Source organism: Haloferax sp. Q22 (assembly GCF_001482285.1).
Taxonomy (GTDB): Archaea; Halobacteriota; Halobacteria; order Halobacteriales; family Haloferacaceae; genus Haloferax.
This window is the reverse complement of sequence record NZ_LOEP01000009.1, coordinates 35,782-54,255: the sequence shown is the minus strand read 5'-3', so window position 1 is coordinate 54,255 and position 18,474 is coordinate 35,782. Positions and strand designations below refer to the sequence as shown.

The 18,474-nt window shown below is 68.1% G+C and carries 17 protein-coding genes; 5 read left to right on the top strand and 12 right to left on the bottom strand.

Features of this window, described 5'->3' with window-relative positions; genetic code table 11:
* Window positions 1–5: 5 nt before the first annotated feature.
* Window positions 6–662: a lactate utilization protein gene (locus tag AM590_RS03365; RefSeq protein WP_058826218.1), complete on the top strand. Its 657-nt coding sequence runs from the start codon at window positions 6–8 to the stop codon at window positions 660–662.
* A gap of 255 nt (window positions 663–917) precedes the next feature.
* Window positions 918–1,061 carry an HVO_A0556 family zinc finger protein gene (locus AM590_RS20730; protein ID WP_172795746.1) on the top strand — a complete coding sequence of 48 codons (144 nt, stop codon included), beginning with the start codon at window positions 918–920 and terminating at the stop codon, window positions 1,059–1,061.
* Between the two features lie 89 nt (window positions 1,062–1,150).
* Here AM590_RS20730 and AM590_RS03360 read toward each other — a convergent pair whose 3' ends face one another.
* Window positions 1,151–2,407, bottom strand: coding sequence for an ABC transporter substrate-binding protein (locus AM590_RS03360; protein ID WP_058826217.1), 1,257 nt, complete (start codon window positions 2,405–2,407; stop codon window positions 1,151–1,153).
* Window positions 2,408–2,501: 94 nt separating this feature from the next.
* Here AM590_RS03360 and AM590_RS03355 point away from each other — a divergent pair, with 94 nt between their 5' ends.
* The gene (locus AM590_RS03355) at window positions 2,502–3,731 is read left to right on the top strand and encodes an ABC transporter substrate-binding protein (protein ID WP_082677643.1); all 1,230 of its coding nucleotides are present in this window, start codon (window positions 2,502–2,504) and stop codon (window positions 3,729–3,731) included.
* A 145-nt stretch (window positions 3,732–3,876) separates the two neighbouring features.
* On the opposite strand, the gene hutH is transcribed toward AM590_RS03355, so the two are convergent.
* The 4 genes from hutH to hutU are packed head-to-tail and all read right to left on the bottom strand — an operon-like array spanning window position 3,877 to window position 9,460.
* Window positions 3,877–5,463, bottom strand: coding sequence for a histidine ammonia-lyase (gene hutH, locus AM590_RS03350; protein WP_058826216.1), 1,587 nt, complete (start codon window positions 5,461–5,463; stop codon window positions 3,877–3,879).
* Window positions 5,456–6,694: an imidazolonepropionase gene (gene hutI / locus AM590_RS03345; RefSeq protein WP_058826215.1), complete on the bottom strand. Its 1,239-nt coding sequence runs from the start codon at window positions 6,692–6,694 to the stop codon at window positions 5,456–5,458. The genes hutH and hutI overlap by 8 nt, the downstream gene beginning before the upstream one ends.
* Entirely contained in the window at window positions 6,687–7,637 is a 951-nt protein-coding gene (gene hutG, locus AM590_RS03340) for a formimidoylglutamase (RefSeq protein ID WP_058826214.1), read from the bottom strand. The genes hutI and hutG overlap by 8 nt, the downstream gene beginning before the upstream one ends.
* Window positions 7,634–9,460, bottom strand: coding sequence for a urocanate hydratase (hutU, locus tag AM590_RS03335; protein ID WP_058826213.1), 1,827 nt, complete (start codon window positions 9,458–9,460; stop codon window positions 7,634–7,636). Before hutU ends, hutG begins: the two co-directional genes overlap by 4 nt.
* An 87-nt stretch (window positions 9,461–9,547) precedes the next feature.
* On the opposite strand from hutU, the gene AM590_RS03330 reads away from it, so the two are divergent.
* Window positions 9,548–10,198, top strand: a complete 651-nt coding sequence (locus AM590_RS03330; RefSeq protein WP_058826212.1) for a helix-turn-helix domain-containing protein — start codon at window positions 9,548–9,550, stop codon at window positions 10,196–10,198.
* 3 nt (window positions 10,199–10,201) lie between these two features.
* Here AM590_RS03330 and AM590_RS03325 read toward each other — a convergent pair whose 3' ends face one another.
* On the bottom strand, window positions 10,202–10,603 hold the full coding sequence (locus AM590_RS03325) for a VOC family protein (protein WP_058826211.1): 402 nt from the start codon (window positions 10,601–10,603) through the stop codon (window positions 10,202–10,204).
* A 370-nt stretch (window positions 10,604–10,973) separates the two neighbouring features.
* Between AM590_RS03325 and AM590_RS03320 the strand changes: the two genes are divergently transcribed.
* Window positions 10,974–12,107: an MFS transporter gene (locus AM590_RS03320; protein WP_058826210.1), complete on the top strand. Its 1,134-nt coding sequence runs from the start codon at window positions 10,974–10,976 to the stop codon at window positions 12,105–12,107.
* A 117-nt stretch (window positions 12,108–12,224) separates the two neighbouring features.
* Here AM590_RS03320 and AM590_RS03315 read toward each other — a convergent pair whose 3' ends face one another.
* The 6 genes from AM590_RS03315 to AM590_RS03290 all read right to left on the bottom strand — a co-directional run bounded on the left by AM590_RS03315 (window position 12,225) and on the right by AM590_RS03290 (window position 18,437).
* Complete coding sequence (locus tag AM590_RS03315; protein ID WP_058826209.1) at window positions 12,225–12,755, bottom strand: 3-isopropylmalate dehydratase small subunit; 531 nt, start codon at window positions 12,753–12,755, stop codon at window positions 12,225–12,227.
* Window positions 12,752–14,065 (bottom strand): 3-isopropylmalate dehydratase large subunit, encoded by a 1,314-nt coding sequence (locus tag AM590_RS03310; RefSeq protein WP_058826208.1) that lies wholly within the window; start codon window positions 14,063–14,065, stop codon window positions 12,752–12,754. Before AM590_RS03310 ends, AM590_RS03315 begins: the two co-directional genes overlap by 4 nt.
* Before the next feature lies 1 nt (window position 14,066).
* The gene (locus AM590_RS03305) at window positions 14,067–15,026 is read right to left on the bottom strand and encodes a hydroxymethylglutaryl-CoA lyase (protein ID WP_058826207.1); all 960 of its coding nucleotides are present in this window, start codon (window positions 15,024–15,026) and stop codon (window positions 14,067–14,069) included.
* Complete coding sequence (locus tag AM590_RS03300; RefSeq protein WP_058826206.1) at window positions 15,023–16,228, bottom strand: CaiB/BaiF CoA-transferase family protein; 1,206 nt, start codon at window positions 16,226–16,228, stop codon at window positions 15,023–15,025. The genes AM590_RS03305 and AM590_RS03300 overlap by 4 nt, the downstream gene beginning before the upstream one ends.
* A gap of 152 nt (window positions 16,229–16,380) precedes the next feature.
* Complete coding sequence (locus AM590_RS03295) at window positions 16,381–17,781, bottom strand: dihydroorotase family protein (RefSeq protein WP_058826205.1); 1,401 nt, start codon at window positions 17,779–17,781, stop codon at window positions 16,381–16,383.
* A complete protein-coding gene (locus tag AM590_RS03290) occupies window positions 17,778–18,437 on the bottom strand; it encodes an isochorismatase family protein (RefSeq protein WP_058826204.1) in 660 nt (219 codons plus the stop codon). The genes AM590_RS03295 and AM590_RS03290 overlap by 4 nt, the downstream gene beginning before the upstream one ends.
* Window positions 18,438–18,474 lie beyond the last annotated feature (37 nt).

Below are 18,474 nucleotides of genomic sequence, written 5' to 3'. Positions count from 1 at the left end.
CACACATGTCTCAACAGAAATCCGACTACGCAGACGACGCCGACATCGACGCAGAACTCGACCAACTCCCCGACGACGAGACCGTCGAAGCGACCGTCGAGAACCTCGAAGCGAGCGGGTTCGACGTCGTCGTCGTCGACACGGCCGACGAGGCGCTCGAAACCCTGCAGTCGCACATCCCCGCCGGCGTCTCCGTGATGAACGGCCACTCGACCACCCTCGAAGAAATCGGGTTCGACGACTATCTGAGCGAGGGCGACCACGAGTGGGAGAGCCTGCCGGACCAGATTTGGAGCATCGACGACGACGCGGAGCGACAGGCCGCCCGCCGCGACTCCCAGACCGCCGACTACTTCCTCGGCGGCATCAACGCCATCTCGCAGACGGGCGACCTCGTCGCCGCGGACCTCTCCGGGAGCCGCATCGGCGCGTACCCCTTCGCCGCCAGCAACGTCGTCATCGTCAGCGGCGTCAACAAAATCGTGCCGACGCTCGACGACGCGCTCGACCGCCTCGAATCCGTCGCGTACCCCCTCGAAAACGAGCGCGCGAAGGAGGCCTACGGCGTCGAATCGATGATTGCGAAGCAGCTCATCTTCCGGCAGGAAGTCGAAGAGGGCCGCACCACCGTCGTCCTCATCCGCGAGCAACTGGGCTACTAAGTCCGGCTCGCCTCCCCCTCAACGCGTCCCCACCTCCTCCGGGGAGCTTCCTGCGCCCGGACAATCCATCACCACCACCGCACCGGGCATCCCACCACCGTTCCCCCGGGATTCACCGTTTTGCAGTCCCGCGTCGTGAGCCGTGGCCGTCGCCGACGAAACGGCGGCTCGAACCGGACAGTTCTCGGGAGTGTCACGGACCGCGATATATCGAACCGGAGAAATGTTCTTACGACTGGAGCCGAATCGTCGGATATGGCCGAATCCGCGTACCTGCTCAATTCGTTCGACGAAGAGGACTGCACCTACTGCGACGGCGACCTCGTGACGGGGAGCTACAAAGACAACGACGCCATCGTCTGCGACGACTGCGGGACGCCGGCGGTCCAGCTCTGGTAAGCGCCTGAGCGGGCCGAGCGGGTCGGACAAACACCCGCCAGCGCCGGGTGGCGAGAGGAGCGGCCGGTGAAAGCCGGTCGGCTCAGTTCTCAGTTCCCGTTGATGATGTCGGCGACGCGCTCGCGGTCGAACAGTTGTTCGTCTTCGGGAATCTCGGGATACGCACCACCGGTGTACTCCGGCCACGCGCCGAAGCGGTCGGGGTAGAGCTGCTTGGCGGTCATCTCGGTCTGGAACAGGTTCATAATCGGCCCCTGTACCGGCGTGCCCGAGGGGAAGACGCGGTCGTTCCGGACCGCGCTGAGTTCGCTCCCGATGGGGTGGTCTTCGAGGGTCTCGCGAGTCGACGCCACGTCGTAGTACGAGTCGATACCGTAGCTGTGGAGCAACACGTCGGGGTCGATTTCCAGCATCGTCTCGAAGTCGTAGGAGGTCTCGAACGTCACGTCGCCGGCCGCGAAGGCGTCGGTGACACCGAGCGGGCGGATGTGCGAGGTCGCGAAGCCGGGTGCGTTGATTTTCGTCGGGTAGAACGTCTCGTCCATGTAGATGACGACACCGACGGTCGGCCGCTCCGACTCGGGCGGGAGGTCCGACTGAATCGTGTCGAGGAGGTCGCTGTGGACCGCTTCGAGCGCCGCGAAGCGGTCTTCCTCCTGGAACACCTGCCCGACGTTCTCCACGATTTCCCAGAGCGTGTAGTACTCGTAGTCGGCGGCGTACGGCTCTGGCGGCTGGGCGTGCGTACGGCTGTAAGCGTTGCCGAACCACGGGCCGACCTGCTCGCGAATCTCCTCGACATCCGACTGGTCCCAGCCGTCGAAGCCGGCCACGAGCGCAGGGTCGACGAGGTGGAGGTCGGAGTCCAGTTCGTAGACGAGTTCCTTGTCGATGTTGACGTTCCCGGACCCGGAGTTGAGTTGCGCGAGGTCGCTCCGGTCGAACGAGACGCCGTCGAGGCGCTCGTAGTAGGCGTCGAGCGTCCGGCCGCCGGCGTCGCTGTCGAAGCCGAGGGAGTTCACTGCGTCGCCGTGGCCGAAGGCGACCGCCGCGTCGGCGTAAACGAGGTTGTACACCATCACGTCCTCCGGGACCGACTCGAACGTCACGTCGCCGGCCGGTGACATCGACACCGTGTAGCCGGCCTGTTCAGCCTCCGTCTCTGCCTCGGGAGACGCTTCGGTCGTGGCCGCCGTCGCCGCGGCCGTTTCGGTCGCGTCCGTCGCTGATTCCGCGTCGTTCTGCCCGGCACAGCCGGCCAGCAAACCACCCGCGAGAAGCGCGCCGCCGCCCTTGAGGTACGCTCGGCGCGTGCGCGTCGCCTGGTCGACGAGGTCTTGGTCCATGGTTTTAGCCACTCCCAGACGGATAAGTCCGTTTCGGAATTTCGGCGAGCCTAAATCGGTACGCCTATATGTATTAGGTGGGCCTAAAAATACGATGGCAGACAGCGACGGACCAACTCGCAGGAAGTTCTTGACCTACGGCGGTTCGGTCGCCGCCGGCGGACTACTCGCCGGCTGTACCGGTTCGTCCGAGTCGGACGCGACCACGACCAGTGCGACCGCGACGGAGACCGCCGCGGCCGAATCGACGGCGACCGAGTCGACCACGGGACCGGCGGCGGAGACCGACTCATACACGGTGTCGATGGCCCCGATGGGAGAGGTGACCTTCGAGCACGTCCCCGAGAGCATCTTCACGCGGCTGACCCACCACGCGGGGATGGCGTTCGCGCTCGGCCACGGCGACGCCGTCAACTCGATGCACGCACCGGACTACTACGACGCGCTGTGGAACCAGTTCACGCCGCGGCTCCCCGGCGTCGAACTCGACTGGACCGGGCTGTACTCGTCGTGGGAGCCGTCGAAAGAGCGGCTCTACGAACTCGACAGCGACGTGCACCTCGCCGACCCAGCCAGCGTCTCCGCACTCGGCAGTTGGAGCCAAGACGACCTCGACGAAATCGAGGAGAACATCAGTCCGTGGTTCGGCAACAGCTTCAGCGCGCGGCATCAAGCGCCGCCGACCGAGTGGACTGACACCTACGAGTACTACGGCCTCTGGGAGATATTCGCCAAGGTCGCGCAGGTGCTGCAGGAGGAAGCGAAGTACGAGGCGCTCACGGCGGTCCGCGAGGAACTGCTCGCGGCGATTGCGGCGGACCTCCCCGCTGAGGACGACCGCCCGACCGCCGTGCTCCTCGGCCCGAGCGACCTGGAGTCAATCTACGCGTACAACCTGAGCACGCCCGGCTTCCTGACCGCCCACACTCGCCCGCTGAAGCCGGTCAGCGCGTTCGGCGACGACGTGGAGTCCGGCTCGACCGTCGACTTCGAGACGCTCCTCGAAGCCGACCCCGACGTGATTCTCACGCTCGGCGGGATGCACCCGAACACGAGCATGCCCGACATCCGGACGGGCTTCCAGGACGACCCCGTCGGAGCCGAAATCGCAGCGGTGCAGAACGACCGCATCTACGCGCAGGGCGGCCGCTACCAGGGACCGATACTCAATCTGTTCCAGTTGGAGATGACCGCCAAACAGCTCTACCCCAACCAGTTCGGCGCGTGGCCGGAGTACAGCGAGGGGCCGTACCCCGAGATCCCCGAGGAGGAACAGCTGTTCGACCGGCAGCGCGTCGCCGACATCATCAACGGGAACCTCTGAGTCGGCGACCGGCGGTGCCGGTAGCACCGTCAGCATCGGTGACGCGGTCGCGGTGGGTGTTTTTTGCAGTCGGGGACGACGGTCGCCCGTCGGTCTCGGATTCGACGCCCGCAGTTCCGTCCGATAAAGACGAGAGCGCGCCCGCTCAGCTGGAGCGCCCGGCGTCCACGATAGCCGCGCGAATCGCGCCGAACCGGACGAGGTCGGCCGCGGTCTCCAGTTCGCCGTCGAGTCGGCGGTCCTCGTCGAGGGGCGGAACCACGGACCGAATCGCGTCGCGGACGGCCCCCGTTCCGGCCCCGAGTTCGAGGTCCTCGTCGAGGAACTCCGCCGCCTGCGACCCACAGAGGAGTTCGACGCCGACGATGGTCGCGACGTTCTCGGCGACCGTGCGGGCGTTGAGGGCGCTCTGGCCGCTCATGCTCACGTGGTCTTCCTGCCCGCCGCTGACGGGCGTCGAATCGATGGAGGGGCGACCGAGCGACCGGCACTCGTTGAGCAGCGCCGCGGCGGTGTACTGCGCAATCATGTAGCCGGAGCGGAGCCCGCTGCGCTCGGTTAGGAACGGCGGGAGGTACGATTCCTGTACGTCCGGGTTGAGCATCCGGTCGGTCCGGCGCTCGGAGATGGCCGCGAGTTCGGTCAGCGCGCCGGCGGCGTAGTCGAGGCGGAGCGCCAGCGGTTCGCCGTGGAAGTTGCCGGCGGAGACGACGGCGGCCACGTCGGTTCCGGGTGCACGCTCGTCAACCGCGCCCGCGGGGAAGACGAGCGGGTTGTCGGTGACGCTGTTGAGTTCGACCTCGACGGCCTCGCGGAGGTGCGAGACGGCGTCTCTGACCGCGCCGTGGACCTGCGGGAGACAGCGAATCGAGTAGGCGTCCTGCACGCGCTCGCAGTCCTTGTGCGATTCGAGGACGGTCGAACCGGCGGTGAGCCGGCGAATCGCGGCCGCGCTTTCCTGCTGACCGGGATGGGGACGAACGTCGTGGATGGCTGGATCGCAGTTCGCCGTGGTTCCCATCGTGACTTCGGTCGCGAGCGCGCCAGCGGCGTCGGCCGCCTCGACGGTCCGCTCGGCGTCGACGACGAACAGCGCGGCGAGGCCGACCGTGAGTTGTGTCCCGTTGATGAGTGCAAGCCCTTCCTTGGAGGCGAGCGTCACCGACTCCAAACCGACCGCTTGCAGGGCGTCGTCGCCCGACAGTCGGTCGCCGTCGACGCGGGCTTCGCCCTCGCCGATGAGGACGAGCGCCATGTGCGCGAGAGGCGCGAGGTCGCCGCTCGCACCGAGGCTCCCGCGGGAGCGGACGACCGGCTGGACGCCCTCGTTGAGCATCGAGACGAGCAGGTCGACCACCGAGGGCCGGATGCCCGAAAAGCCCTTGGCGAGCGTGTTGGCCCGGCTGACCATCATCGACCGGACCTCCTCGCGGGTGAGTTCGCGGCCCGCGCCGGCGGCATGGCTGCGGACGAGGTTCGTCTGGAGGCGCTCGATGTCCTCGCGGTCGATATGCGTCTCCACGAGGTGGCCGAAGCCGGTGTTGACGCCGTACACCGGTTCGCCGGAGTCGAGGACGGACTCGACGCGCTCGCGCGACTCGCGCATCCGCTCGCGCGACTCGGCGGCGAGGTCGACCGGGGCGTCGTGGCGGGCGACGGCGGCCACGTCTTCCGGCGTCAGCGACGCGCCGTCGAGGACGACCGACTCGGGGAGGCGTGAGCGGTCACTCATGGACGACCACCCCCGATTTCAGCACGGTCGAAACGGGGTTCGTGTCGAACCGGTACGAGAAGTGCGACGCGGTCGGCACGTCGAGCACGACGGCGTCGGCGGGAGCCCCGGCGCGGAGCGTGCCCGTGCCGTCGTCGCGGTCGAGTGCGCCTGCGGCGGCGCTCGTGACGCCCCGAATCGCCTCGTGTGGAGTCATTCGCATGCCGACGCTGGCGAGCGTGGCGACGAATCCCATGCTTCGAGAGAAGCAGTTCGGGTTGAAATCGGTGGCGAGCGCGACCTCGTGGCCCGCGTCGAGGAAGGCGCGGGCGTCGGCGTAGTCGGCACCGAGGCCGAACGCCGTGCCCGGGAGCATCACGGGAGTAACGCCGGCTTCGACGAGCGCGTCTCGGCCCGCGTCGTCGGTGTGAAGCAGGTGGTCCGCGCTGGCCGCGCCGACCGCGGCCGCCACGTCGGTGCCGCCGATGGCGGCGAACTCGTCGGCGTGAATCTTCGGCGCGAGGCCGTGGTCGCGGCCCGCCTCCAGAATCCGACGGGACTGCTCGGCGGTGAACACGCCGCGCTCGCAGAACACGTCGCAGAACTCCGCGATGCCCTGTTCGGCGACCGCGGGGAGTTGGTCGGCGACGACCGACTTGGTGTACTCCTCGGCGTCCACGCCGCGCGGGACGGCGTGCGCGCCCATGAACGTCGGAACCACGTCCACCGGGTGGTCCGAACCGGCCGCGTCGATGGCCGAAAGCATCCGCAGTTCGGTCTCGGTGTCGAGGCCGTAGCCACTCTTCACCTCGACCGTGGTCGTTCCGTGGGCGAGCATCGCGTCGAGGTGTTCCGTGAGGTTCGCCGCCAACTCCTCGTCGGAGGCTTCTCGGACCGCGTCGACGGTGCGGAGGATGCCGCCGCCGTCGGCGAGAATCTCCTCGTAGGTCGCGCCGCGTAGCTTCGCCACGAACTCGTCGGAGCGGTCGCCGGCGAACAGCGCGTGGGTGTGCGGGTCGACGAAGCCCGGCAGGACCGTCTTGCCGGTCGCGTCGACGGCGGTGTCGGCGTCGGCGAGCGGGTAGTCCGCGAGTACTTCGTCTGTCGACCCGACGGCGACGACTTCGTCGTCGAGCGCGGCGAAGGCGGCGTCTTCGAGGACGACGACGCCGGTTCCCTCGTCGGGGCCGACGACCAGTTCGGCCGCATCGTGGACGACTGTGAGGCCGGCCGTGGAACCCGCGTCAGTCACGCGACATCACCCCCGCGAGGAAGTGGGCGACCGCACGGGCGGCCGCGCTGACGGTTCGGCCGTCCTCGTCGTCCAGCGGCGGCGCGCACTCCACGACCTCGAAGCCGACGACGCGGGGGTCGGCCGCGACGCGGCGGAGCATCGAGAACAGTTCGCGGGGAGTGACGCCGCCGGGGGTCGGCGCGCTCGCGCCCGGCGCGGCCGTCTGGTCCAGCACGTCCACGTCGAGGCTGACGAAGACGCGGTCGCAGGCGGCGACCGCGTCGAGGGCGAAATCGGCCGTCTCGACGGGGCCGCGGCCGACCTCGTCGGCGGTGAGGATGGTTCCGCCAGCGTCGCGCAGGAAGTCGGCGTAGGCCGTCGAGGTCTCGAAATGTCGCGCCCCGACCACGGCGAGGCGGTCGAGTCCGGCGTCGAACAGTTGGCGGTAGGGCGTCCCGCTCGTCGGGCCGCCGGCGGGGTCGCGGCAGTCGAGGTGGGCGTCGAAGCTCACGACCCCGACCGAGTCGTCGCCGCCGAGAAGCGGCGTGACGTTCCCGACCGTCAGGGAGTTGTCGCCGCCGAGGAAGACCGGGAGCGCGCCGCGCTCGTAGATGGCCGCGGCCTCGTCGGCGACGATAGCCTGCACGTCCGCGACGTGGTTCGCGGGGTCGTCCCCGTCGTTGTACGCCTCGACCGGGAGGTCGCCGAGGTCGGCGACGCCGGCGACCGGCCCTTCGTCGAAGTGGTGGGTCTTGACGCCGGCGAGGGCACGCCGAATCGCGGCGGGTCCCTCGCGGGCACCGCGCCGGCCGATAACGGCCCCGTCGTACGGCTCGCCCACGAGGACGGCACGGTAGTCGCCCGTGTCCTCGATGTCGGTCGGGGAGACGACGTGGCCGAACTGCTCGTCGTTCGGGTCCGACGACGTTCCCTCCCACGCGGGCGGTTCGGTGCGGGTCATTCGTCACCTCGGTCGGTGGATTCGCCGGTCTCGGTCGCGTGGCCGTCGCCTTCGGCCGCGCGGTCGGCACGTTCGGCGCGGTCGGCCGCGTCGTGGTCCCGCATCGGGATTCGGACGTTCGACTGGGTGGCCTCGTCTAGTGCGTCCTCGTAGCCGGCGTCGGCGTGGCGGATGACGCCCATGCCGGGGTCGGTCGTGAAGACGGCGCGGGCCTTCTTCGCCGCGAGGTCGGAACCGTCGAGAACGACGTGGTTGTTCGTGTGCAGCGAGTTGCCGATGCCGACGCCGCCGCCGTCGTGGACGCTCACGATGTCCGCGCCCGCGGCGGTGTTGAGAAGCGCGTTCAGGATGGGCCAGTCGGCGACCGCGTCGGTGCCGTCGCGCATCGCCTCGGTCTCGCGGTACGGGCTGGCGACCGACCCGGCGTCGAGGTGGTCGCGGGTGACGACGACCGGCGCGGAGACCTCGCCCGAGGCGACGAGGTCGTTGATTTTCAGCGCGAAGCGGGCGCGCTCCGTGAGTCCCTCGTCGTCGGTGGCGTAGCCGAGCCAGCAGACGCGCGAGGGGAGCCCCTGGAACGACACCTGCTCCTGTGCGAGGTCTATCCAGCGCATGAGCGACTCGTGGTCGGGGAACAGCTCTCGAATCGCCTCGTCGGTGCGGTGGATGTCGGCGGGGTCGCCGGAGAGCGCGGCCCACCGGAACGGCCCGCGCCCGCGGCAGAACATCGGGCGGATGTACGCCGGGACGAAGCCGGGGAAGTCGAAGGCGGTCGTCATCCCACGGTGGTCCTGGACCTGCCCGCGGATGTTGTTGCCGTACTCGAAGGCGATTGCGCCCGCGTCCTGTAAATCGAGGATCGCCTGCACGTGGCGCTCCATCGTGTCGAGGCTCGCTTCGACGTACTTCTCGGGGTCGTCCTCGCGGAGTCGGTCGGCCTCCGCTGCGGTGTAGCCGCTCGGGTAGTAGCCTTCGAGTTCGTCGTGGGCGCTCGTCTGGTCCGTGACCACGTCCGGAATCTCGTCGCGCGCGAGCAGTTCTTCGAGCATGTCGGCGGCGTTCATCTCGACGCCCACGCTGTAGGGCTCGCCCGCCTCAATCGCGTCCTTGGCGTTTTCGAGCGCCTCATCCAGCGAGTCGGCGGACTCCATCAGGTAGTCCGTCTCGACCCGGCGCTCGATGCGGTCGGGCTGCACCTCGGCGGCGATGCAGACCCCGTGGTTCATCGTCACCGCGAGGGGCTGTGCGCCGCTCATGCCGCCGAGACCGCCGGTGACGACGAGTTTGCCCCGCAGGTCGGCGTCGTAGTGCTGGCGGGCGAGCTCGGCCAGCGTCTCGTAGGTGCCCTGGATGATGCCCTGCGTGCCGATGTACGCCCACGACCCGGCGGTCATCTGGCCGTACATGATTTTCCCCTCGGCCTCCAGTTCGTGGAAGTGCTCCCAGTCGTCCCAGCGGCCGACGAGGTTGGAGTTGGCGATGAGGACGCGCGGGGCGCGCTCGTGGGTCGGGAACTTCCCGACCGGCTTGCCCGACTGGACGAGGAGCGTCTCGTCGTCGTCGAGGTCGCGGAGCTCGGCGAGAATCGCGTCGTAGGCGTTCCACGAGCGGGCGGCGCGGCCGGTTCCGCCGTAGACGACGAGGTCCTCGGGGCGCTCGGCCACCTCGGGGTCGAGGTTGTTGTTGAGCATCCGGAGCGCCGCCTCCTGTCGCCACCCCTTGCACTCGATGTCCGTCCCAGTGGGCGCGCCCTGGTACGCGCGCCACTCGTCGCTCGGGTCGCCGAGTCGGTTCCGGCGTGCCGACGATTGCTGGTCGTGCATACCACAGACTTCGGGCGCGAGACGGGTAGCGATTCCCCCACCGTGCGGTGTGGTATTTATATATTGCCGCCGGACCACCGTCCACGTATGTACGAGGCGAGCCTCCGAATCAGGGACGACAGCGCCTACGCGGCGGCGACGGCGGGCAACGCCGCAAGCGTCGAACTGTGGTGCAACGAGCACTGCGACATGCTCCACGTGAGCGGCGGGGTCGGAAGCGACGTGCTCGACCGCGTCGGCGACACCGTCGGCGTGGCGGCGTCGGTCAAGCGCGGCGACGAATTGGTCGTCGTCACCGCCGACTGTCTCCGAGATCACGAGATAGACCACATCGAGGGCTACGTCCAGAAACACGGCCTGCTCCTCGTGCCGCCGCTTCGCTACCGCGACGGCGCGAAGGTCTGCCGCCTGCTCGCCGTCTCCGCCGACGACCTGACGGCGTGCTTCCGCGACCTCGTGGACAGCGGCTTCGACGTGAGCGTCGAGTCCAAGCGCGCGGTGTCGTTCGCCAGCGGGAGCGGTCCGCTTTTGGCCCCCGCCGACGCGATGCCCGCGCTCACCGGCCGCCAGCGCGAGGCGCTCCGACTGGCCCACGCCGGCGGCTACTACGACCTCCCGCGCGGTATCGAGACGGCGACCATCGCCGACGAGATGGGTGTCTCGCGGCGCACCGCCGAGGAACACCTGCGCCGGGCGGAGCGAAAAGTGATGGACTCGGTCGCGCAGTACGTGTTGTAAGGCTCAGTCGTCGTCCGGCGCGGCTTTCAGTTCCAGCGTGTAGCCGAACGGGTCGGTGACGTACACCGCGGGCGCGACGCCCGTCGCCCCGAGGGGTTCGAGTTGGCGGTCGATTTCGACGCCCGCCGCTTCGAGGTGATCCCGGAGTTCGTCGATGTCGTGGGCGAACTCGATGGCGACGTGGTCGAAGGCGGTCTCCGCCGGCGGTTCGAAGTTCTCGGCCGGTCGGAGGTGGATGACGCTCGCCGGGGTGAGTCGCACGGAGAAGAAGGGCTTTTCGCCCGATTCGTACAGGTCGCGGTTCTCGATTCCGAAGCCGAGCGCGTCGCGGTAGAACTCGACCGCGGCGTCGAGGCCGTCGGCGGGGATGCGGAGGTTCACGTGGTCGATTGCCGTCGCGTCCATGTCCGAACCGTCGCGGCCGCGGGTGGTAAAAATTTGTGCGGCGGCTATCGGGGACAGAGGGGCTGAACCGGGGGTGTGAATAAACTATACAGTGTTTAAAACTGTAGAATTTCTAGAAATTGTAGAATTTGTAAAAATTGTGTTGTTTCGTCGGCCATTATAGCGCTTTCAGTCTCGACATATCGATCTAGGCAATCTGAAATAAACTGATATTTATTTACCGATTGCTCAGCATTACGGAGGACCGCGACGCCGACAACCGGAACCGTCGTTCCGCAATCGTAACCCATTGGTAGCAGGTCGGTGTACGGAGGGTGTGAACCAACAGCCGACATCCGACGAGCGCTTGCTTGCGGGCTACCCGGGTCGGATGTTAGTCACCGTGTCGCTGGCGTGGGCGGTCCTCCAGACGGGTCGGTTTCTCTTGTCGCCGCTGCTGCCGACTATCATCGAGGAGCTACAGATAACGGAGGCGACCGCCGGCATCGCGCTGGCGCTGTTTCAGGGCGTCTACGCCATCACCCAGTACCCCGGCGGCGAGTACTCCGACCGGTGGACACGGACGACGCTCATCGTCCCCGGACTGGGCATTCTCGTCCTCGGGTTCGCCACGTTCGGCCTCGCCGGCGGACTCGCGGGCTTCGTCGCCGCCGCGGTCATCACGGGGCTCGGGAAAGGGCTGTTCGCCATCCCCTCGCGGGCGCTCCTGTCGGACCTGTTCGTCGAACGCCGCGGCCGGGCGCTCGGCCTCTACGCCGCCGGCACCGACCTCGGCGGCCTCGTCTCGTCGGGGCTCGCCATCCTCGCGCTGACCTACGCGACGTGGCGGACGCCGTTCCTGCCGGTCGCCGTCGCCCTCGCCGGCCTCACCCTCCTCTACGCGTTCTGGTCGAGAGACGGCTACGCCGTGGGGTCGCCCGAGCTCCACGTCTCGGGGACGCTCCGACGCCTCTTCGCCAGCGCTGAACAGCGCCGGACGCTCCTCGCGTTCGGGCTGTTTTACTTCATGGTCGGCGGCTTCATCAACTTCTTTCCGACCTACCTCATCGAGGCGAAGGGCTTCGACCAGCAGTTGGCGAGCGCGACGTTCGCCATCGTCTTCGCCGTCGGCATCACCATCAAACCCGTCGCCGGCGGCCTGAGCGACCGGTTCCGACGCGAGTCAATCGCTGTCGTCGGGATGCTCGCGGCCGCGGGGGCGCTCGCCGTCCTCTCGGCCGTGGAGGCGCGCCCGCTCATCTACGTCTCCGTCGTCGCGCTCGCGGCCGGCTACAAGACGGAGTTCCCCCTCGCAGACGCCATCATCATGGACAACGCGCCCGACGCCGACCGGGGGGCCGACCTCGGGGCCGCGCGGGCGCTGTTCCTCGGCGCGAACGCGGTCGGTCCGGCCTACGTCGGCATCGTCGCCACCTATGCGAGCTACGTCGCCGCGTTCGCGGGGCTCGCGGTCTGTCTCGTCGTCGCCGCCGGACTCCTCTACTGGGACGCGCGCAAGCGCTAACCGGTCTCGGAGCGTGAAAGTCGTGGAAAACAGCCGTCCCGGAATGGCGTTCGCAGGTGCCTCTGTACGGTCGGGGTCGGTGCGGCGGAAGCGGTATGACGTGAGCCGAGTGCCCGCTCAGCCGTCGAGTTTCGCCTTCGTGTAGGCTTTCAGTCCGCCCTGTTCGACGAGCGACTGGAGGAACTCGGGGAGCGCCTCCGCCTCGTAGGTCTCGTCTCGCGTGTGGTTCGTCACGACGCCCGCGTCGAGGTCGACGTGAATCTCGTCGCCGTCCTCGATGGCGTCCGCGCCGGGGCAGATGAGCACCGGCAGGCCGAGGTTGATGGCGTTGCGGAAGAAGATGCGCGCGAACGACTGCGCGACGACCGCCGAGACGCCCGCGCCGACGAGCGACAGCGGCGAGTGCTCCCGCGACGACCCGCTGCCGAAGTTCTCGCCGGCGACGACGAAGTCGCCGGTCTCGACCGCTTCGGAGAAGTCGGGTCTGAGGTCCTCGAAGGCGTGGGTGGCGAGTTCGTCGGGGTCCGACGAGACGATGAAGCGCGACGGGGTTATCTGGTCGGTGTCGATGTTGTCGCCGAAGACCCACGCGCGGCCGGGTTCGGCCGGGTCCGGGCGGCCGCCGTCGCCGGCGAACGCGTCCGTCATGGCAGCACCTCCGCGAACACCGTGTCGTCGTAGCGTTTCGTCTCGACCTCGCGGGGGTCGGTGATTTCGCCGTACAGCGCGCTCGCGCCGACGGTCGCCGGACTCGACAGGTAGACCGACGACTCCATCGACCCCTCGCGGCCGGGGAAGTTCCGGTTCGCCGTGGCGAGACAGACGTCGCCGTCGCCGAGGACGCCCTGATGGTAGCCCGCGCAGGGGCCACAGCCGGCGCTCTGGATGACCGCGCCGGCGTCGGTGAGCGTCTGGAAGACGCCCGTCTGGAGCATGTGCTGGTAGACGGACTTCGAGGCGGGGACGACGACCATCCGGGCGTTCGGGGCGATGGTCTCGCCCGCGAGGATGTCCGCGACGATTTTGATGTCCTCGTACCGGCCGTTCGTGCAGGTGCCGACGAACAGCTGGTCGATTTCGGTGCCCGCGACCTCGGTCACGTCCACCGCGTTCTCGGGGTTCGACGGCTTCGAGACCTGCGGGGCGAGAGCGGCCGCGTCGTACGTGTGGACCGCCTCGTAGTCGGCGTCGTCGTCGGAGACGAACGCGTCCGAGAGGTCGATTTCGTTCCCGGTCTGGCGTTCGAGGTACGACTCGGTCCGCTCGTCGGGCGCGACGAGGCCCGTCTTACCGCCCATCTCGATGGCCATGTTCGACAGGACGAGGCGCTCGTGAATCGGAAGCGACTCGATGGTGCTCCCGGCGTACTCGGCGGCCATGTAGGTACAGCCGTCGAAGCCCACGTCGCCGATGAAGCGCAGGATGAGGTCCTTCGCGTACACGCCGTCCTGGAGGTCGCCGTCGACCTCGAAGCGCAGGGTCTTCGGGACGCGGAACCAGAGTTCGCCCGTTGCGAGCGCGGTTCCGAGGTCGGTCGAGCCGACGCCGGTCCCGAACGCGCCGATGCCGCCGTAGGTCGTCGAGTGGGAGTCCGCGCCGATGACGAGGTCGCCGGGACCGACGAAGCCCTCCTCGACGAGGACGGCGTGGCAGATGCCGTCGCCCACGTCGAACTGGTGCGCGCCGTGTTTCGCCGCGAACTCGCGGACCGCGTTGTGGTTGTTCGCGGCCTGCACCCCGTCGGCGGGGGCGTGGTGGTCGATGGTGAAGACGGTCCGATCGGGCGCGAACAGCTCGCCGTCGTCGCCCGTCACCTCGTCGAACGTCTGGAACGCGAGCGGCCCGGTGATGTCGTGGGCCATCGCCACGTCCACGTCGGCCTCGACGTAGTCGCCGGCGCGGGCGTCGGTGCCGGACTTCGCCGAGAGCAGTTTCTCCGCGAGGGTCTTGCCGGACATCTCAGTCCTCCTCCCCGTCGGCCGCGACGGTGTCGAGGACGCCCTCGACGGTGCCGCCCGCGAGGACGTGACTCGTCAGGCCGAGGCCCAAGCGGTCGGACACGTCGTGGGCGGCCGCCTCGATGCGGCCGAAGTCGACGCCGTGGCCGACGCCCATGCGTTCGAGCATCTGGACGAGGTCCTCGGTCGGCGTGTTGCCGACGCCGGACATGTCGCCGGGGAGGACGACGCCGCCGCCGAGACCGCAGACCGAGGCGTCGAAGCGGTCGACGCCGACGGCCATCGCGGCCAGCGTGTTGGCGAGGCTCATCCCGTTCGTGTCGTGGAGGTGCAGGCCCATGTCGAGGCCCGGATGGGCTTCGAACGCCGCGGTGAAGCGCTCCGTGATTTCGACCGGGTTGGCGAGGCCCATCGTCGTCGCCAGCGTCACCTCGTCGACGCCGGACTCGACGACGCTGTCGACGACCGCGAGGGTCTCCGCGGGGTCGATTGCGCCCTCGTAGGGGCAGTAGAAACTCGTCCCCATCCCGGCTTCGACCTCGATGCCGTGGTCGTGGGCGAGTTCGACGATGTCGTCCATCTCCGCGAGCACCTCCTCGCGGGTGCGGTTCTGGTTTTTCCTCGTGTAGGTCTCGCTCACCGTGACGAGCGCGTTCACCTTGTCAACCCCCGCCTCGACGGCGCGCTCCATGCCACGGAGGTTGGGGACGAGCGCCCGGTAGGTCACGCCGTCGCGGCGGGTGATTCGCTTCGCCACCTCGTCGGCGTCCCGCAGGGTCGGGACGGCCTTCGGGTGGGTGAACGACGAAACCTCGATTTCGTCCACGCCGGTGTCCGAGAGGGCGTCGATGATCTCGACTTTCTCGTCGGTCGGGACGAATTCGTCGAGGCGCTGGAACCCGTCGCGGGGCAGCATCTCGACGACGTGGACGCGCTCGGGAAGCGAGTCGAGGAGGCTCATATCACGTCCTCCGCTTCGAGGTCCGAAAGCACCGACTCGTCGTACCCGAGTCGGTCGCGGTAGACCGCGTCGTTGTGCTCGCCGAGCGACGGGCCGAGGTGGTCGACCCGCCCGGGCGTCTCCGAGAACTTCGGGAAGGCGTTCTGGACGACCGCCTCGCCGAGGTCGGGGTCGTCGACCGTCAGGAACGCCTCGCGCGCCGCGTAGTGCTCGTCGTTGAGGATGTCCTCGACGTTGTACACCGGCGCGAGCGTCGCGTCTGCCTCCTCGAACGCCGCGAGCACCTCCTCGCGGCTGTGGTCGTCCATCCAGTCTTGGATGATGGCGTCGAGTTCGTCGACGTGCTCCAGTCGGTCCTCGTTGGTCTCGAACCGCGGGTCGTCTTTCAGGTCGGGCCGGCCGATGGCGTCGAAGGTCCGTTCTGCGAGCGGTTGCGCGCTCGCGGAGATGGCGACCCAGCGGTCGTCGCCCGTCCGGTAGACGTTCCGCGGGGCCGACGAGGTCGAGCGGTTGCCCGACCGCGACTCGATTTCGCCGAGCTGGTCGTAGCGGAGCGGTTGCGGGCCGAGCAGGCCGAAGATGGGTTCGATGAGACTCGTGTCGATGTACTGGCCGCCGCCGCCGTGGACGTCGCGGTGGTAGAGTGCGAACATCACCGCGAACGTCGAAAACAGCGCCGCGATGTTGTCGGCGAGACCCGTCGGCGGGAGCAGCGGGGGCGAGTCGGGGAAGCCGTTGAGATAAGCGAACCCGGACATCGCCTCCGCGAGCGTCCCGAAGCCGGGGCGTTCGGAATACGGGCCGGTCTGGCCGAAGCCGGACATCCGGAGCATCACGAGGTCGTCGTTGACCTCGGAGAGTCGCTCCCAGCCGACGTTCCAGCGTTCGAGCGTGCCGGGCCGGAAGTTCTCGATGAGGAGGTCGGCATCGCTCACGAGGTCTTCGAACACCGCCGCACCCTCGTCGGTGGAGATGTTCAGGGTGACGGACTGCTTGTTCCGCGAGAGGTACTTGTGCCAGAGGCCGACGCCGTCTTTCTGTGGACCGAAGCGGCGGATGTGGTCGCCGAACGCCGGGTGTTCGATTTTGATGACCGTCGCCCCGAAGTCGGCCATGAAGCGGCCGACGGTCGGGCCGGATATCATCGACCCGGCTTCGAGGACGACGAGGCCGTCGAGTGGTCCGTTCGTGTCGTTCGTCATGTCGTGTGTGTCTTCTCGTTCTGTGTCGCGTGTGGTGGTCGTCTGGTAGTGCGTGTGGGTGGCCGTTGCCCGGTCGGCTGTGGCCGGTCAGTCAGCGTTGTCAGTGGGCCGGCGGCGGCGGATCGGCAGAGTCGCGTCGGGTCGCCGCCGGTTCACACCGGCCGGTCGATGTGCGTGCCGCGACCCTTCGTGCCGACGATTTCGCCGTCGTCGAAGGCGAGTTCGCCCTTCACGACGGTCTGGGTCGGCCAGCCGGTGACGTCCCGACCCTCGTAGGGGGAGTAGCCGCTGACGCTGTGTAACAGTTCCGGCGTGACCGTCTTCGTCTCGTCGAGGTCGACGACGGCGAGGTCGGCGTCGCTGCCGACTCTGACAGTGCCCTTCTTGGGGTAGAGGTTGAACGCCTTCGCCGCGTTGGTGCTCGTGACCTCGACGGCGCGCTCCAGCGAGAGACGGCCCTCGTTGACGCCCTCCGAGAGGATGAGCGGGAGCATCACGGGCGTCGAGGGGAATCCGAGCAGGCTGTCGCGGATGCCCTCGCCGAACTTGTTCTCCGCAAGGTTGGCGCAGTGGTCGGTGCCGATAGTCGAGATGGTGCCGTCGGCGAGGCGCTCCCAGAGCGTCTCTTGGTCGGCTTTCGACCGGACCGGCGGGTTCACTTTCATGCGCTCGTCGCACTCCTCGGTGGTGAGCGCGAGGTAGTGGATACACGTCTCTCCCCACGCCCGGTAGCCCGCATCGTGGAGCGCGGCGAGTTCGTCGGCCGTCCCCCCGGCGGAGATGTGGACCGCGTAGAAGCGGTCGTCGTAGCCGTGGACCTTGGCGAGCGCGGCCCCGGCGACCATGCTCTGCGTCTCGGCGTAGCCGGGGAACTCCTCAACCATCACCTCGTAGCCCTCGTCGGCGTCGGCGTCGGTGTCGTCGGACTCGGAGGTGACGTAGACGTTGCCGCCGGCGAGCGCGTTCGTGATTTCGACGTTCTCGGAGTGGTAGCCGAGCGTCGTCGGCACGTCCTGTTCGGCGAGTTTCTGGACGAACGCGTCGCCGAAGTCGTCGTGCATGTCGCAGTCGACGCCGAACTTCTCGCGGGCGGCGTCCTTGTAGTTCATGTACCACTTGAACGTCGTGATGCCGAACTCCTCGATGATGGTGGGAATCTCCTCGACGTGCTCCATCGAGAGCAGGCCGAGCGAGAAGAAGTAATCGTGGTAGTAGTTCGGCTCCGCCTCGTCGAAGTAGCCAGGCATAATCTCCTCGTAGGCCCCGGCCCGGCGGAAGTAGTTCCCGATGGTGGTCACGCCGCCGACGAGGTCGGACTTGGACTCGGACTCGGCGTCCGCCTCCAGTCCGCGGTAGATGCCGTGGTGGGTGTGCGGGTCGATCGCGCCCGGGAGCACGTGCTTGCCCGTCGCGTCGATTTCCGTCTCGCCCGAGAGCGTGCCGGGCGCGGCGATGGCGGAGATGGTCTCGTCGTCGGCCGCCACGTCGGCTTCGAAGGTGCCGTGTTCGGGAGTGACGACGGTGCCGTTCGAGATGACGAGGTCGTGGGTCATAGCGTCTCGACCCACTCCTCGACCGCCCCGGTCTCCAGCACCTCGGCGTACTTCATCCACAGGTCGAGGAGGCCGATTTTGTGCGACGCCTCGATGCGGTCGAAGATGCACTCCTGCGGCAGGACGACGCTGAAGCCGTTCTGCTTTGCGTCGACCGCGGTGGCACGGACGCACCCGCTCGTGGAGTTGCCGACGATGATGACCGAGTCGTGGTCGCCGCGGACGAGCCGCGAGAGCAGGTCGGTCCCGTAGAACGCCGACGCGTAGGACTTGTCGACGACGGTGTCACCCTCCTCGGGCGCGACCGGGTCGACGATGTCGAGGTCGGGGTGGTCGGGATCGTCGTAGCTCGATGGGACGACCCGCGTGTACGTCACCGGAAGCCCCTGCTCCCGCGCGAAGTCGAGGAACGGGTCGATGTGTTCGATGGCGTCCCACGCGATGTCGCCCATCGCGGTTCGATACTCCTCGATAGCGTCGAGGATGGGGACGTTCTCGCCGACGATGAGCCGCTGCATGTCGATGACGAGAACCATCGGGTTCTCGCCCATGCCGCGGGACTCCCACGACGAGGCGCCCTCCTTGTCGTAACCAGCCTTCGTGATGACCTGCCTGTCCTGTTCGGAGAGCAGGTCCTCCCAGATACGGTCTGTCATGACTCGCTTCGCCTGAGATGCGGTGGCATCCAGCATA